The 15,540-nt window shown below is 42.3% G+C and carries 19 protein-coding genes; 6 read left to right on the top strand and 13 right to left on the bottom strand.

Annotated features, from left to right (window positions below):
• Nucleotides 1-118: 118 nt before the first annotated feature.
• Nucleotides 119-361, bottom strand: coding sequence for a YuzB family protein (locus tag GJU41_RS11580; protein WP_070876045.1), 243 nt, complete (start codon nucleotides 359-361; stop codon nucleotides 119-121).
• A 283-nt stretch (nucleotides 362-644) separates the two neighbouring features.
• Here GJU41_RS11580 and GJU41_RS11575 point away from each other — a divergent pair, with 283 nt between their 5' ends.
• Nucleotides 645-1,712 carry an NAD(P)/FAD-dependent oxidoreductase gene (locus GJU41_RS11575; protein WP_070876044.1) on the top strand — a complete coding sequence of 356 codons (1,068 nt, stop codon included), beginning with the start codon at nucleotides 645-647 and terminating at the stop codon, nucleotides 1,710-1,712.
• Between the two features lie 171 nt (nucleotides 1,713-1,883).
• Here the strand turns inward: GJU41_RS11575 and GJU41_RS11570 are convergent, their stop codons facing one another.
• Complete coding sequence (locus GJU41_RS11570; RefSeq protein ID WP_154318640.1) at nucleotides 1,884-2,072, bottom strand: hypothetical protein; 189 nt, start codon at nucleotides 2,070-2,072, stop codon at nucleotides 1,884-1,886.
• 82 nt (nucleotides 2,073-2,154) lie between these two features.
• Between GJU41_RS11570 and GJU41_RS11565 the strand changes: the two genes are divergently transcribed.
• Nucleotides 2,155-2,901: a lipase family protein gene (locus GJU41_RS11565; protein ID WP_070876113.1), complete on the top strand. Its 747-nt coding sequence runs from the start codon at nucleotides 2,155-2,157 to the stop codon at nucleotides 2,899-2,901.
• 50 nt (nucleotides 2,902-2,951) lie between these two features.
• Here GJU41_RS11565 and GJU41_RS11560 read toward each other — a convergent pair whose 3' ends face one another.
• Complete coding sequence (locus GJU41_RS11560) at nucleotides 2,952-3,275, bottom strand: YuzD family protein (RefSeq protein WP_070876043.1); 324 nt, start codon at nucleotides 3,273-3,275, stop codon at nucleotides 2,952-2,954.
• A gap of 219 nt (nucleotides 3,276-3,494) precedes the next feature.
• On the opposite strand from GJU41_RS11560, the gene GJU41_RS11555 reads away from it, so the two are divergent.
• The gene (locus GJU41_RS11555; protein WP_070876112.1) at nucleotides 3,495-3,716 is read left to right on the top strand and encodes a NifU family protein; all 222 of its coding nucleotides are present in this window, start codon (nucleotides 3,495-3,497) and stop codon (nucleotides 3,714-3,716) included.
• Nucleotides 3,717-3,915: 199 nt separating this feature from the next.
• Here GJU41_RS11555 and GJU41_RS11550 read toward each other — a convergent pair whose 3' ends face one another.
• The 7 genes from GJU41_RS11550 to yutH all read right to left on the bottom strand — a co-directional run bounded on the left by GJU41_RS11550 (nucleotide 3,916) and on the right by yutH (nucleotide 11,975).
• Nucleotides 3,916-5,904 carry a S9 family peptidase gene (locus GJU41_RS11550; protein ID WP_154318639.1) on the bottom strand — a complete coding sequence of 663 codons (1,989 nt, stop codon included), beginning with the start codon at nucleotides 5,902-5,904 and terminating at the stop codon, nucleotides 3,916-3,918.
• Nucleotides 5,905-6,215: 311 nt separating this feature from the next.
• Nucleotides 6,216-7,151, bottom strand: a complete 936-nt coding sequence (gene thrB, locus GJU41_RS11545; RefSeq protein ID WP_170292794.1) for a homoserine kinase — start codon at nucleotides 7,149-7,151, stop codon at nucleotides 6,216-6,218.
• A complete protein-coding gene (thrC, locus tag GJU41_RS11540) occupies nucleotides 7,148-8,206 on the bottom strand; it encodes a threonine synthase (RefSeq protein ID WP_070876109.1) in 1,059 nt (352 codons plus the stop codon). The genes thrB and thrC overlap by 4 nt, the downstream gene beginning before the upstream one ends.
• Complete coding sequence (locus tag GJU41_RS11535) at nucleotides 8,206-9,504, bottom strand: homoserine dehydrogenase (RefSeq protein WP_070876042.1); 1,299 nt, start codon at nucleotides 9,502-9,504, stop codon at nucleotides 8,206-8,208. Before GJU41_RS11535 ends, thrC begins: the two co-directional genes overlap by 1 nt.
• Nucleotides 9,505-9,724: 220 nt before the next feature.
• Nucleotides 9,725-9,898, bottom strand: coding sequence for a hypothetical protein (locus tag GJU41_RS11530; RefSeq protein ID WP_154318637.1), 174 nt, complete (start codon nucleotides 9,896-9,898; stop codon nucleotides 9,725-9,727).
• Between the two features lie 51 nt (nucleotides 9,899-9,949).
• The gene (locus tag GJU41_RS11525) at nucleotides 9,950-10,915 is read right to left on the bottom strand and encodes a 2-hydroxyacid dehydrogenase (protein WP_154318636.1); all 966 of its coding nucleotides are present in this window, start codon (nucleotides 10,913-10,915) and stop codon (nucleotides 9,950-9,952) included.
• Between the two features lie 64 nt (nucleotides 10,916-10,979).
• A complete protein-coding gene (yutH, locus tag GJU41_RS11520; protein ID WP_083328167.1) occupies nucleotides 10,980-11,975 on the bottom strand; it encodes a spore coat putative kinase YutH in 996 nt (331 codons plus the stop codon).
• Nucleotides 11,976-12,146: 171 nt separating this feature from the next.
• Here yutH and GJU41_RS11515 point away from each other — a divergent pair, with 171 nt between their 5' ends.
• Nucleotides 12,147-12,647, top strand: a complete 501-nt coding sequence (locus tag GJU41_RS11515; protein WP_070876039.1) for a phosphatidylglycerophosphatase A family protein — start codon at nucleotides 12,147-12,149, stop codon at nucleotides 12,645-12,647.
• Between the two features lie 496 nt (nucleotides 12,648-13,143).
• On the opposite strand, the gene GJU41_RS11510 is transcribed toward GJU41_RS11515, so the two are convergent.
• Together GJU41_RS11510 and GJU41_RS11505 are read right to left on the bottom strand one after the other, a co-directional pair.
• A complete protein-coding gene (locus GJU41_RS11510; protein WP_154318635.1) occupies nucleotides 13,144-13,914 on the bottom strand; it encodes a TIGR01457 family HAD-type hydrolase in 771 nt (256 codons plus the stop codon).
• Nucleotides 13,915-13,996: 82 nt separating this feature from the next.
• Nucleotides 13,997-14,434: a DUF86 domain-containing protein gene (locus GJU41_RS11505; protein WP_070877935.1), complete on the bottom strand. Its 438-nt coding sequence runs from the start codon at nucleotides 14,432-14,434 to the stop codon at nucleotides 13,997-13,999.
• Nucleotides 14,435-14,579: 145 nt separating this feature from the next.
• Between GJU41_RS11505 and GJU41_RS11500 the strand changes: the two genes are divergently transcribed.
• Both GJU41_RS11500 and GJU41_RS11495 read left to right on the top strand, forming a co-directional pair.
• The gene (locus GJU41_RS11500) at nucleotides 14,580-14,846 is read left to right on the top strand and encodes a DUF3055 domain-containing protein (protein ID WP_070877938.1); all 267 of its coding nucleotides are present in this window, start codon (nucleotides 14,580-14,582) and stop codon (nucleotides 14,844-14,846) included.
• A gap of 52 nt (nucleotides 14,847-14,898) precedes the next feature.
• A complete protein-coding gene (locus GJU41_RS11495) occupies nucleotides 14,899-15,186 on the top strand; it encodes a cytosolic protein (protein WP_070877939.1) in 288 nt (95 codons plus the stop codon).
• 24 nt (nucleotides 15,187-15,210) lie between these two features.
• Here GJU41_RS11495 and GJU41_RS11490 read toward each other — a convergent pair whose 3' ends face one another.
• Nucleotides 15,211-15,486 (bottom strand): YutD family protein, encoded by a 276-nt coding sequence (locus tag GJU41_RS11490; RefSeq protein WP_070877943.1) that lies wholly within the window; start codon nucleotides 15,484-15,486, stop codon nucleotides 15,211-15,213.
• Between the last annotated feature and the right edge of the window lie 54 nt (nucleotides 15,487-15,540).

The raw sequence follows: 15,540 nt of genomic DNA, 5'->3' as shown, positions 1-15,540 counted from the left end.
TGACCGAGGATCTAGGCGCTGGAGCTTGCCGTAGATAACTTTATTTCATTATCCACAACCATTACCTTATTTAATTTCCTAAACAGTAAAAAAACGCGTACTGAGTGTACGCGTTTTCCTAGAACATAGGATTCTCATCCAAGTAATCATATATGTTTTTAACTAACTCTTCAGATGATTCCCCAGTTACAACCTCACCGTTTACAAGGGCATAAAGAGAAGCATAGCATTTTCCGCAATATCCAAGACATCCGTATTCAATAATGTCCAGATTAGGATCTTTTTCTAACTTTTCCAAAGCAGCTTGTGAACCGTTCGCTAAATTGCTTATACAAAATTCTATTATCGGTTTCAACTTCATCACCTCACACCTGCAATCCTATGCTACCTCTTTCTATGTACTATCGTCAATAATTAACGTTTTATGTTATACTTTTTTCATAAATACCAACACATTTTCATGAAAGTGATTTACTAATAAGCGGGTTAACAGATTAATAGATGACTTTTTCATAACATATTGTGGTTTATCATCAAATTCGTTATACTTTTAGATGGCATATTGCAAAGGTTTTCTTAATCACTGAATTAACCTATAGATAAGAATATTACTCACTTTAAGAGGAGAAAAAGGGGAATCTGCAATGAAGAACTTAGTTATTCTTGGCGGTGGATACGGCGGCATGCGCGTCCTTCATCGACTTCTTCCAGGTCAGCTGCCTGAAGATGTGCAAATTACACTCATAGATAAAAATCCCTATCATTGTTTAAAAACGGAATATTACGCACTTGCTGCGGGAACGATTTCAGACCATCACATCCGCGTAGATTTTCCAGAGCATGAGCGTTTGCACTTAACATTCGGGGAAATCACTTCAGTTGATCTTGAAGAAAAAAAAGTTCACCTGAATAATCAGGAACCGATTTCATATGATGATCTTATTATCGGATTAGGCTGCGAGGACAAGTATCATAATGTTCCGGGTGCAAAAGAGTTTACACACAGCATCCAGACAATCGATCAATCAAGAGAAACGTATCAGCTTCTTAATAACTTAAGCGGCGGTGCTTCTGTTGCAATCGTTGGCGCAGGACTCAGCGGAGTTGAGCTTGCGAGTGAACTCAGAGAAAGCCGAAAAGATCTTAAAATTACACTTTATGACCGGGGCAAAAACATTCTTTCCAGTTTTCCAGAACGTTTGAGCAAATATGTTCAAGGCTGGTTTGAAGATCATGGAGTAACCATCATCAACAGTGCTAACGTGACAAAAGTAGAACAAAACGTTCTATATAATCATGATGAGCCTGTCTCTTACGATGCCATCGTATGGACTGCAGGCATTCAGCCAAATAAAGTCGTCAGAGATCTTCCAGTAGACAAAGATCCACAGGGACGTGTCGTCCTGACAAAACAGCATCACCTTCCGCATCATGAAGATGCATTCGTTGTTGGAGACTGCGCAAGTCTTCCTCATGCACCAAGTGCTCAGCTTGCCGAAGCTCAAGCTGAACAAATTGTTCAAGTTCTGCTTAAAAAGTGGAATGGAGAAGAACTGCCTCAGGACTTCCCTGCCTTTAAGCTTAAAGGAGTACTTGGGTCGCTTGGAAAGAAACATGGTTTCGGCCTTGTGAATGACCGGCCGCTTATTGGACGAGTTCCGCGTTTGCTTAAGTCAGGAATTCTATGGATGTATAAGTATCATAATGGATAAATAAAAAGGGGCTCTTCAATAAGTTCCTAAAAAAAAAGCAGGACGGAAAAATAACCAGTTTTTCCGTCCTGCTTTTTTTTATTTGTTCTTTTTTAACTGAAAGCAGCCAGGCTACTAATAGAGACGATTTTTTTTGTATATTTTCACTGTTTTTCTTTAAAAAAGAGGCTGTCAAAAGTCAGTATTCACTGATTTTCCGGACAGCCCCTTTTCTTCATTTTCAGGAATAAATGTGTATGACCATTTGCCTTCTTTCAGCACCGCTTCAAACTCGGCTCGCATATTTGGAACTGTGTAACCATGGACGATTAATCGTTGCTGATACTCTTTTACAACAGATCCTTTATTACGTATTTTCAACGATTTTCCATACAGGCACTTCTTTACGTTCCATGCGTATGATAGTGCATAAGCCTATTGCTGCGAGGTGTGGAAGATGTATATGCCAAGACGAAAACCTTTTTACAATAAAGATCTTGTGGAATTTCTCCTCCATATGTGTGTATATTCATACCGCCAGTTTTTAAACAATGGTCCGGTGGAACCTGTTCCGGGATTCAAGCTGGTAAAATCTTTCAAATCCAGCGCAAACGGCGTCATGGAATGGTTCGGATTTATCCTCGAATCAGACGATGCAGTGGTGATTGCATTCCGGGGTACACAATCGGATGCAGACTGGATCGCCGATGCCACCATCCACCAGACTCCTTATCCCTATATTCAAAACGGCGGCCTCGTGCATCAGGGATTTCAGTCGATCTATTCCCAGTGCCGGGACGAAATCTTCCAAACGTATTCAGCCCTCTCAAAAAAGAAAAATCTCTTTATTACCGGGCATAGTCTTGGGGGAGCACTAGCTGTTCTTCACGCTGCCGATGCAGCGGCAAACGCAGGATTCCGGTCTATCGTCATGTATAACTATGGGGCTCCTAGGGTAGGAGACGGGCAGTTTGCGGCTCTCTATGACCGGCTTGTTCCGAATAGCATCCGCTTCGTCAACACCACCGATCTGGTGCCGAAACTGCCTCCTGTCTTTGTTTATAATCCTATGACAAAGCTGAAATACTTTTACAAGCATGTTCAAACTCCGTATTCTTTTACAATTGAAGCAGGCTCCATAGCGGGCAATCATATGCCGGACACGTATTTTCTTGGAATCGAAGGATTATCCAGACTGGTTTACGTGTAAAGCAGTTTTTCTAACATCAAGTGTCATTAAAATGAACAAATATAGAAATATTATGCAGAAACATACCCATGCTTCTCCATTTCAGCATAAATGGTTTTCAGTTTCGGATTGCCTTCCCCTACTACTACTCCATCGATGACAACTAACGGATAAAAATACTCGTCATTTGCGATTTTCTCTGCAAAACCTTTTTTCTCTGGATTTTCTTGAGGCGCAAACACATCGACATATTCTATTTTGAACTGCTGCTGCGGGAATTTCCTTGAAATTGCTGCTTCCAGCCATTCATATGTTTCTTTTGATGAGGGGAGATTCACACAGCTTGGGCATAGTACTTCAGCTCCATAAATACACACTTCCACTTGTTTTTTCATCGTATTCCCCCTTTTCTTAAGTTTCATTGTAAGGGAGTAAGCGTTTTTTTTCCATGAAAACTTATCTGCTGAAAGTATCCGTTTTTATTCGGCGCGGAATATGTTAAAATAGTGGCATTAACAGATATTACATCAATCATATGAATAGATTTTCAGCGGTTTTTTGAATATAATAGCAGGATAAGGAAGGAGTCGATTATTTTGACAACAGAAACACAAATGGTAGAACAAGTACAGGAAGTATTAGATAAATTACGTCCATTCTTGCTTCGTGATGGCGGAGATTGTGAGCTGGTTGATATAGAAGACGGCATTGTAAAATTACGCCTTTTAGGAGCTTGCGGAAGCTGCCCAAGTTCAACCATTACACTTAAAGCTGGAATCGAACGCGCACTTCTTGAAGAAGTTCCGGGTGTTGTGGAAGTAGAACAAGTTTTCTAATAAGAAAAGCGCAAGCGCCCGTTTAGCGCAGGCATGACAGATAAGGAACTGCAAGTAAAGGCGCTTTTTGCCTTTACTTGCAGTTCCGTTCTGGCCGAGGAGTTGGGCGATGGAGCTAGACATCGAAGCGCAAAACTTTATACTTTCTTATCTCTTAAAATGAAAAGATGGTGAGCCCGCTCACCATCTTTTTTTCTGTTTATAGATACTCGTCGAACCAGCCTTTGATATGATTTAACCGGTCAATCCGAAGCTTAGGATGCCCGCTTCTGGATAATTCATGGTTAGCTTCTGGAAAGCGCACAAATTTTGTTTCTTTTTTCAGGCGCTTTAATGCGATATAAAGCTGCTCAGCCTGCTCAACAGGACAGCGGTAGTCTTTTTCGCCATGAAGGATCAAAAGAGGCGTTTCTACGTTTGTGACATATTTTAACGGTGAATGGTGCCAGAGTTTATCAAAATCATTGATTAGATCTCCGCCGATTTCCCACTCTGTAAAGTAGTAGCCGATATCACTCACTCCGTAGAAGCTGATCCAGTTGCTGATTGAACGCTGCGTGACAGCTGCTTTAAACCTGTTTGTATGACCCACAATCCAGTTCGTCATAAAACCGCCATAACTGCCGCCTGTTACACCTAACCGATCTTTATCAATATAATCATAGGTTTCAAGTGCATAATCTACTGCACTCATTAAATCGGTATAGTCGCTTCCGCCATAATCACCGCGAACCTGATCTACAAAATGCTGTCCATATCCATGGCTTCCCCGAGGATTTGTATAGAGGACGGCTTTCCCGCTTGAAGCAAGCATCTGAAACTCATGGAAATAGGTATTGGCATACATGGCGTGGGGTCCGCCGTGAATTTCAAGAACGAGCGGGTATTTCTCGCCATCCTTAAATCCTGCCGGCTTCATGATCCAGCCATGTAGCTCAAGTCCATCTTCTGCCTTCCACTCTATTGCTTCAGGAACAGCAAGTTCAATTTTCTGCAAGAATTCTTCATTAACATTTGTGAGCTGACGATTTTCCCCTGTACTAAAATCAAAGAAATACAGATCCCCAGGATGATCGGGACGGCTGATGCCAAGAACTGCGGTATGACTGCCAGTGTGAACCGATAATCCGTATACATGCTCCTGTTCAAATCTTACCGGAAGGGTTTGTCCTTCAAGTGAGCCATAATAGACTCCCGTATTGCCCTGATCGGTTAAAATAAAATAAAATCCCTGGCTGTTCTCTGTCCAAATAAGGCCTGGATACACACTGCCTGATATAAAATCAGCTACAACGGCATCACTGATGTGAACGTCCCAGTCAGCTGAATAGCACGTTAACTCTCCTGATTTCATGCTGTACAGCCAAATTTTTGAGAAAGTTGCACTTTGGAATTCTTTTTCATGACCCAGAAAAGACAAATAGCTTCCATCTGGCGACCAGGATAGATTGCCAAAGAATCCATTGCTGTTTGTCAGCTGCTGCTGCTCGTTAGTTTCTAAAGATAGAATAAAAACGTCTGAGATTAACGTTTGATCGGGATCATCCGTCATATTCGAAGTAAACCCAATCGATTTCCCGTCTGGGGACCAGGCTCCGTCGTTATAATCAAACTCCCTTGAGCCGATAAGCTCAAGCTCCCCTGTTTTTACATCTATAATTGCAAGCTGTCTTTTACGATTCTTTACAAAACCCGCTGCATCAGACTTATACCTCATATCATCCACGACAAGCGGCTCCGGCTGCTTCTTCTCATCCTTATCCTCTTTGTCTAATTCGTCTGACGGCGCCAAAGAAATGGCTGCAAGGATTTTCGTTCCATCCGGACTCCAGACAGGCTGTGAGACAGATAGATGTTCTTTTGTGAGGGCTTTAGCCTCCCCGCCTGCTGCAGACATGAGAAAAAGCTGATTCAGTCCATTGCGGTCTGATAGAAATGCTAGACTGCTTCCATCAGGAGACCATCTCGGGGATGTGTTTTTACCTTCACCGTATGTCCATTGACTGGAAGTATTCTTTTCCAAATTAGTTAAAAATAGATTCGATATGTATTGATGTTTTTCTTCATGAATGGATGTTTGAACGTAAACGGCTTTTGTGCCGCACGGTGAAACTTGAGGATCATTGACGGATTTCAGCTTGTATAAGTCTTCCGCTGTCATCCCTCTTTTTTGCTTTATACTTTCCATTTTGATCAACACCAAACTTTCCCTATAATTTTTTCCGGCATTCTATTTATTTCGACAAGCTAAATAAATTTCCTCCTAAAGCAGATTAAAATAGATCATGATCCCAAAAGAACAAAAGCGCAGGCGCCAAGGCCCGCGCAGGCAGATAAGAATCCGGCAGAAAAGTCCGGGTCCCTACTTTTGGCGGATTCGTTCTGACTGAGGATCTAGGCGCTTACACTTGCCGGAGATAACTTAATTTCATTATCCACAACCTATTTCCACTAATAATTTCATAAACGACTAAAAAAGCATCCTCATATGAGAATGCTCTATCCAATCGAATCCCGAACTTGTCCAGTGCAGGCTTCATAATAAACATTTGATCCCTCTAAGACTGGTGTCAGCTCATCAACTTCACATTTAGGAAATTGAGCTTTAAGCAGTTTAGCGAGTGTTTTCCCTTTCCCTTTAGCCGTAAATGCAAGGACAGTCGGGCCCGCACCGCTGAGTGCTGCGCCATATGCACCTGCATCCATAGCCGCTTCCTGTACTTTCGAAAGCTCCTTAATCAAAGTTCCGCGGTAAGGCTGGTGAAATAAATCTTTCTTCATCATTTTCCCTGCAAGACGCCAATTGTTTGAAAGAACAGCTGCTACTAAAACATTGCTGACTGCACTTGCTTCTACCGCCCCGGTGTATTCCAAGTATCCGGGAAGCACGTCGCGGGCATCTTTAGTATACAGCTTGTATGGCGGGACAACTGCCACTAGATCAATGTCGACTTCATGAACAGCCACCAATTCTGTTTCTTGCTCCTGATGGAGTCCCACAACTAATCCTCCGTACAAGGATGCTCCTGCATTATCCGGATGACCTTCAATAATACTGGCCAAATGCAGCTTTTCTTTCATGCTTAACTGCAAGCCGCATAATTCATTTGCAAGTTCAACACCCGCCACGATAGCAGCAGCACTGCTTCCCAGCCCCCGTGCCATCGGAATATCGCTCCAGACTTCAACTGAACAGGCGGGCAGTGCAGATTCATAAGAAGATGCCACTCTTTTCGCCACTTGATAAATGAGGTTTTCTTCATCTCTTGGAATATCGAGCATTTCCTCATTTAACGGAATAAAAGACCATTTTGCAGCAGGAATGACCCTCAGTTCCAGATAACGATTAACAGCAAGACCGACGGAATCAAAGCCAGGTCCTAGGTTTGCCGTGCTTCCAGGAACTTTTATCTTTAACATGTCGCCTTCCTTCACCATGCACCAACTCCCTTAAGCTGCTCCATAACGGCAAGTTCATCGTTCGGAAGCACGATTGGTTTAATTTCTGAGAGATCAACAGCCACGTTTGGATCCTTTAATCCATTTCCTGTTAAGACAGCAACTGCTTTAGCTCCCTTTTTATAAACGCCTTTCTTGGCACTCTTTATTAACCCTGCAATGGAAGCGCATGAAGCAGGCTCTGCAAAAATGCCTTCAGTCTTCGCCAAAAGCTGATAGGCCTCAATAATCTCCGCGTCTGTTACTTCATCAATAAATCCGCTGGATTGCTCAGCTGCATTGACGGCTTTGTCCCAGCTTGCCGGGTTGCCGATCCGAATGGCAGTCGCAATTGTTTCAGGGTTTTCAATCACCTGATTGCGCACAATGGCAGCAGCTCCTTCTGCTTCAAAGCCTTGCATTTGAGGGAGGCCAGTCTGATGCATGCTGTCATATTCTAAAAAGCCCTTCCAATAAGCAGAAATGTTGCCCGCATTGCCGACAGGAATTGCCAGAATATCAGGAGCAGCTCCCAATGCGTCGCAAAGCTCGAATGCAGCTGTTTTTTGCCCTTCAAGACGGTAAGGGTTCACAGAGTTTACAAGAGTAATAGGAAGCTTCTCAGACATACTGCGGACCATTGTCAGCGCCTGATCGAAATTCCCCTTGATCGCAATGATTTCTGCTCCGTACATCACAGCCTGTGCCAGTTTTCCAAATGCAATTTTCCCGTCAGGAATGACGATAATGCATCGCATTTTCGCTCTGGCTGCATAGGCGGCTGCAGCAGCGGATGTATTTCCAGTAGAAGCACAGATAACAGTATCACTGCCTTCTTCTTTCGCTTTTGCAACAGCCATCACCATGCCTCTGTCTTTAAAAGAACCCGTTGGATTGGCGCCTTCTGTTTTCGCATATAGCTCCAGTCCAAGCTTCTCTGACAGAGTCGGTAAAAAAACAAGAGGGGTATTCCCCTCGTTCAGCGTAAGTAAAGGTGTTTGATCATTTACGGGCAAGTAATTCCGGTATTGATTTAAGAGACCTTTCCACATCATGAGTAACCGTTCCCTTCTACGCGATATGAGCTTTTAATGCCATGAACGACTTCAAGATCAAGCAGGTTTGCCAAAATCTCATCAAAGTCTTTGTTTGATGCCTGATGCGTAACAATCACAATTTCTGCCAGATTGCTGTTTTTAAGCGGAAGCTGCAGAATCTTCTCAAAGCTGACACCGCGTTCTGAGAACAAGGAAGTGATTGTTGAAAACGCTCCGACTTGATCTTTTACATGAATGCGGAGGAAATGCTGAGCATAGATTTCATCGCTCTGCTTCAATGCTTTTTCAAATTGAGGAAGAACAGCGCTTCGTCCATTTACCCCAAGTCTCATATTTTTCATGACGCCTACTAAATCAGATACGACAGCTGTTGCAGTTGGCAAGCTTCCCGCGCCCGGGCCGTAGAACATCGTCTCTCCTACAGCTTCCCCGTACACATACACAGCGTTATATTCGTTATTAACCGAAGCCAATGGATGATAATCAGGCAGCAGGGTCGGCTGTACGCTGACTTCGACTTTATTGTGATCGCGGTTGGCGATGCCGATCAGCTTCATTGTATATCCAAGTCTCTTGCTGTAGCTGATGTCCTCATCTGTTACTTCACTGATGCCTTTCACACTTACATCCTCTAAATCTACGTGCATAGAAAAGCCAAGGCGGGCAAGAATCGCCATTTTTCGGGCAGCATCCAGTCCTTCTACGTCCGCAGTAGGATCTGATTCTGCGTACCCAAGATCCTGTGCTTCTTTTAGCACTTCTTCATAAGGACTGCCCTGTTTGCTCATTTTTGTTAAGATGAAATTTGTTGTACCGTTCACAATACCCATCATTTTGTTGATCCGGTCTGAAGCAAGTCCATCTACTAAACTTCTTAAAATCGGAATCCCGCCGGCAACACTTGCTTCATAGAATAAGTCACAGCCATTTTCTGTTGCCGCATCTAAAAGCTCCGTGCCATACACGGCCATTAGATCCTTATTTGCAGTTACTACATGTTTTTTCGCCTGAAGAGCCTGAAGAATATATTCCTTTGTATGCTCAACACCGCCCATTACTTCAATAATGACATCTATTTCAGGATCATGAATAACTTCATCAGCATTTCTCGTCAGAAGCCCTTTTCCAAATTCAACTTGTCTTTTTTTATCAACATCCTGTACGAGGACCTTTTTCACTTTAACGGGACAGCCTACCTGGTGCATCAATTTATCCTGGTGATCGTTTATAATTTTCACTACACCGCTTCCGACTGTTCCCAGTCCCAATAAACCAACTTGAATTGCTTTCATGAATTTATCCACTCCCTTGATGTCCTTCTTAGAAATACATTTGTATATGTATGATAGACATTTTCTATTATTGTCATTATAAACAGTGTGCTATTGCTTATCAATAGAGAATTTTCAGTATTTTATATGTAATCGCTTTCTTTGTTGATTATACTAGGTTTATATTTTTTGGAAAATATAAAAATAAAATGACGTGCGAGGGAATCGCACGTCATTTTACTTATTCTCGGTCAAGCTGTATATCATTTTCGCTTTCAACGGTTACATCAAAATGGCCTTTTCGTTCAAGCTTTTCTTTCTCAAGCATGGCTTCTTCCTCGGTTGCAAAGATGGGTCCGTCAAAGACCCTCTCCATCGTTTCTGAATCTGTATATTGCACTAAAAAACTGTTCATCTTGAAACCTCCCGTTTTAGAAGACTATACCCTGTTCTTTGCAGAAGTAATCTAATTTAAGGGTGTGACTGGAGGTTTCCCCGTTAAAACCGACAGGATGTTTTGAACACAGCAATCGATCATGGCGTAACGTGTTTCAGCCGTTGCACTGCCTATATGAGGGAGAGCTACTGTATTTGGCAGCTTTAAAAGCGGGTGATCGGCGCTGATTGGTTCTTGCTCAAATACATCAAGTCCCGCGCCTGCAATTTCACCTGTTTCAAGTGCTTTTATCAAATCTTCTTCCACAACTGTTCCGCCCCGTGAAGAATTAATAAAAAGAGCTGAAGATTTCATTTTTCTGAAACTTTCAGCATTGAACATATGCTTCGTCTCATTTGTAAGCGGCGTCATGCAGACGACAAAATCCGATTGTGCCAGCAGTTCATCAAAGCTTGTATAAGCCGCCTCCAGGTTATTCTCCGCATCGTAATCTCTTGACCGATTGTGGTACAGGATATTCATATCAAACCCCTTGGCACGCTTTGCAACAGCCTGCCCTATTTTCCCCATGCCGACAATGCCGATTGTTTTATGATGAACATCTGCACCCGCAAGCAAAAGGGGGCTCCAGCTAGTCCATTTTCCAGCCTTCACATAGTCTGCCGCTTCAACGACCCTTCTTGCCGCTGTTAGGATGAGCGCAAATGTGAGGTCAGCCGTTGTATTTGTTAAAACATCAGGTGTATTTGTAATGATGACCTTTTTTTCCTTGGCATATTGAAGATTAATATTGTCGTATCCAACGGCAAGGTTTGCAATCACTTTTACGTTCTCTGCCTTATTAAGAAGCTCCTCGTCAACTTGATCGGAGAGCATCGTTAAAAGGGCATCTGCTTCTTTAGCTTTTTCAAGCAGCAGACCGCGGGGACATGGGACATCTTCCTTTTCCCACATTTCCACTTCACCCAATTCTTTAAGCGCTTTCAATCTTTCTTCAGGACATTTTCTTGTTATGAATATTTTTGGCGTTTTCATCCTCTCACCCTTTTTCCATTTTCTTTTATCTTATCACATATGGTGTGAGAGGAATGAACAGGTCTTATAGCCAATGTATAGCCGGCAAATAGATTTTTTTCGTCCGCATGGACAGTAATTGCGCATATGATTTCAGGAAACCCTCATACTTGGAGGAATTCTTTAGCATTTCCGAAAGCTTTGCTTCATAATAGGGTTTATCCGTTTCAGATGATAAATAGTAATCTTCAATGCATTCAAAATAATGAATCGGCAGCAGCAGGCGGCTGTAAATAAGTCTCCATGAAAAAGACGAGAGCGGTGTTGTCCGGTCATAATCCTCTAAAAGTAAAAACCCGTCCTGACGCAGTGTTTCTGGCTGATTGAAAAATTGGTTTCTTAAATATTCGGCAATATCCCTGCTGCAATGATCGAACACCCAATCTGTCGGGATTTTTACAAGTCCTGATGATCTCCAAGTATCCGAATAGAATCTGTGATGGCAGACTGTTGCTGAATCAATAGGCTGAGGCTCATCGTCAAGTTCTGTGTCCACTAAGTATTGAATCGCATTCTCGGCAAGGCCCATATAATATGGAAAAGATTCAGCGAACATTTTTTCAAACGAATCAAGCGGCTGCGAACTGATTTTTCCGCGCCAAAACCCTTCAAGCTGATCTGTTCGCTTTTCCCACAGCATCTTCCATTGGCCGATTCTGCTTATTTTTGAAACCTGATAAGGATAGCTTCTTGCTTTTTGATGAAATCGTGCGAGCTCTCTTCCCACCTGATACACACGCTCACTTTGAACATATGAGGTTTTCAAAATTCCATATTTCCTTTTTTCCCACTCTATATATAAATTCCCTTGCTTTGTTAACAAAAAAACCGCTACAAACGGGTCTCCGCGTTCAAGCAGAAATTGACTCATATTATACAGTTCATAAAGCTCTTCATCGTCTATATGTGACAGCGGGACAATCAAATAGACGTGCTGATGATATGAGAAAGCATCATAATTTCCTACTCTGAATGTCTCTGCCACTCTAAGTCCATATTGTTCCCGTACCAATTTTTCCACGAGTTTCTCCCCCATATATAGATAAAAGTCCTTACCCTATCCTAATCGGAAGTTTACTTATTTATGTATATTTTGGACCGTAAGTTAAACACTTTTTAATGATTGACATTTTCATTACACATTCAGAAGGCCGTTTGCGTAAAATAGTAAAAAGAAAATTGGGTGAAATGGATGAAAGAAAAAGAGAAGATGGACATTGTTGAAAAAACAGCAAGACAATGGATACAGGACCGCGGAGTAAAGGTAGAAGATATCGCAGAACTCGTATACTTTCTGCAAGTCAAATATCATCCTTCATTAACAATCGATCAATGTTTGGAGAATATAGATCGAGTACTATCGAAAAGAGAAGTGCAAAACGCCATTTTAACCGGCATACAATTAGATATTCTGGCAGAGAAAAAAATGCTTGAGGAACCCCTTCAAGCCATCATTGAAAGTGATGAAAGCCTATATGGGGTAGATGAAATCATCGCCCTGTCCATCGTCAATATCTATGGATCAATCGGTTTTACGAACTACGGCTACATCGACAAAGAAAAACCCGGAATTCTTAAATTCCTGAACGACAAATCATCCGGAATGGTCCACACCTATCTCGATGACATCATCGGGGCCATTGCCGCTGCAGCATCAAGCAGGCTGGCGCATCGGGCTAAGAATACGGAATAACACAGAAAAACGGAGCCGACTGGGCAGACCCGACAGACAGATAAGGATCCGACAGTAAAGGCGTTTTTTGCCTTTGCTGGCGGATCCGTTCTGGCCGAGGGGCTAGGAGGCGGAGCTAGACAACATAGAAAGCGGAATCGCCCGTTTAGCGCAGGCATGACAGATAAGGATCCGGCTGAAAAGGCGCTTTTTGCCTTTACAGACGGAGCCGTTCTGGCCGAGGAGTTGGGCGATGGAGCTGGACAGTAAGAAAAGCGGAGCCGACTGGTTAGACTTGGCAGACAGATAAGAAATCACCCGAAAAGTGCGGGTCCCGCCTTTTTGGGTGATTTTGTTCTGGCCGAGGGGCCAGAAGGCGGAGCTGGACAACAAGAAAAGCAGAGCCGCCTTACAATGAGTCTTTCACATTATTAGCTGTTTTGTGTATTAGTTAGCTTATATGACCAGCACAGTAATAGAAAAAAGCGCATCATATCTGATGCGCTTTGTGCGTTCTTTAGATTTTGTCAAACCACTCTTCTAATGAATCAACCGTATATGTCGGCTTTTCATCGTAATTAAGCAAATGCTCGCGAAGAGTAACTCCGGTATGGACTAGCAAAGTATCCAAACCTGTATTCATGCCCGCTTTAATATCTGTGTCATAGTTATCGCCGACCATTAATGTATCTTCAGGGTCTGTGCCCAGTACTTTTAAAGCCTGTTCCATAATGATGCTTTCCGGTTTGCCGATAAAAATCGGCTGGACGGCAGTTGAAACAGCAATCACTGATGTTAATGATCCGTTGCCCGGGAGCAGCCCTCGTTCTGTAGGTATGGCAATATCCCCATTAGTTGAAATGAACGTTGCCCCATTGCGGACAGCGATACAGCCCAATGCTAACTTTTCATAGTTAATGCCTCTGTCTATACCCGTTACGACAAAATCAGGATTTTCATCCACAAGTTTCAGGCCCCGTTCAATTAATGCCTGCTGAATGCCTTCTTCACCAATCACATAAACAGTTGCATCAGATTTTTTCTCATAAATAAAGTTTGCCGTTGCCTGGCTTGTTGTAAATACTTTATCCTCGTCCGCTGGGATGTCAAATAAATTTAATTTATCCGCTACCTGCTTGGGAGTTCTTGATGAATTATTTGTAACAAATAAATACGGTATTTCTTTTTCTATTAATAATTTAACAAAATCGCTTGCTTCTTCAATTCGTTCTTTGCCGCGATACATGGTTCCATCCAGGTCAATTAAGTAGCCTTTGTACTTCTTCATCTATCTCACTCCTTGCTTTATGTAAAAAAATGAGACGCCTTCTTAAATAGAAAGCGTCCATTCATTATAATACGTTTATTCTTTAATGTCTAAAAGCGGAAACCGGCCCAAGTTCATTTTCCAGATAAGCCCTTACGCGGGAAGGAAAATTTTGAAGCACCTCTGACTGTTTTTTCAAGCTGGCTGTAAGAGCAGTGTGATCGATGGATAGATACTCCTGAACGAGCTGTTTACGGAAACCGATGACTTCTTTCAGTCCGGCAGCTTCATCCTGTTCAACCACTTTTTCATCCAGCATAATATCGATAATATCCTCATAGCTTCCCGGGTCTCTCATAATAAATCCGTCAATAATGGCATTCCCGGTATCCAGTATGGCTTCAATCATCATTTGCGCAAGACGTTCAAGCGCTTTCACTTCTATGTCTCTTTTCCATTCATTGTGCTCACCAAATAAAGCAAAGTTCTTTTCAAAATAAACCAAGGTTTCTTCAATTTTTTCACGATCTACAAAATACATCTTTTGACACTCCCAACTTTCATACTCAGTACTTGTATTTTATCACAATTTGGCTGATATCAATATTTCCTTTGCAGCTGGTTTCGGTAAAGAGAAACGTTTGCTATGATATAGGAAAATGATATGGAATAAAGGGGAAATGAAGATGTCCGAACGATTTTATTTATATGATGATACTGTCGAAACAAAAACACGCTTTGTCAGCTTTATGGGAGAAAACAGCCGCTTTGATCTAGCCATTGTTAAATCTGACCGCTATTACGGCAAACATCTTGTTCTGAATTTATTGAGCAGCCGTTTTGCCATTATCGGCGAAGATGACCTGAATGAACCGGGATATATTGAACATGCCTTCAGCCTCGAGGAAGACGAAGCAAATGAGCTGAGGGAATTTTTGTATGAAATGGTGTAAGGATAATAATTAGTCATCGATCGTACACTAAGCTAAAAAAGCAGGTGAGACAATGGATGATAAAGAAAAACGGGAGTACACGGATTTTTCAAATGTTGAAGATATGAGAAATCTGGTGCTGCCTGAAATTTTTCCTGAGGGGCCATACGGTGCACCTCGCGGCAAGGATGAGCCTGTGGAAAACAAGAGTTCCGAGTGGAAAGAAGGCCAGCGGTATTACAGCGCTTTTAACTATGAATTCAAATCGCTGCATCAGAATTTGCCAAGGCAGTACCCTGGAGCACATCCTCCCCACGACGATCCTGAGAAAAACGAAGAACCTCCTTATACGTCAAAATAATAAGCCGCGGATTTCCTCCGCGGCTTATTTCTTTATTCTTTTTAAGACAAAATGGGCACAGCCGAAGTTGCAGTACTCAAATATGTACTCATCAAGTGTGCTGATTTTTGTGTCATAGGAAGCTTTTTGATTTTGATCGTCAAAAAAGCCTTTAAGTCTAAGCTGATTATAGCCCCAGTCACCGACGATGTAATCATACTTATTCAGAATTTCTGAGTAACGCGCTTTGAAGGCCTCTTCATTAAAGCCATTTTTTTCGTCCTTAATGAGCTCAAAGCTATGATTTTGGACCGTTATCACTACTATCACCTCACATGAAAGCTGTCTAAATACTATCATAATCGATTTCCCCAT

Origin of the sequence: Metabacillus idriensis (assembly GCF_009674765.1) — a bacterium.
In the GTDB taxonomy this organism is placed as follows: Bacteria; Bacillota; Bacilli; order Bacillales; family Bacillaceae; genus Bacillus_P; species Bacillus_P idriensis.
Note: the sequence above shows the minus strand (reverse complement) of the source record. Positions and strands in the feature narration are given on the sequence as shown.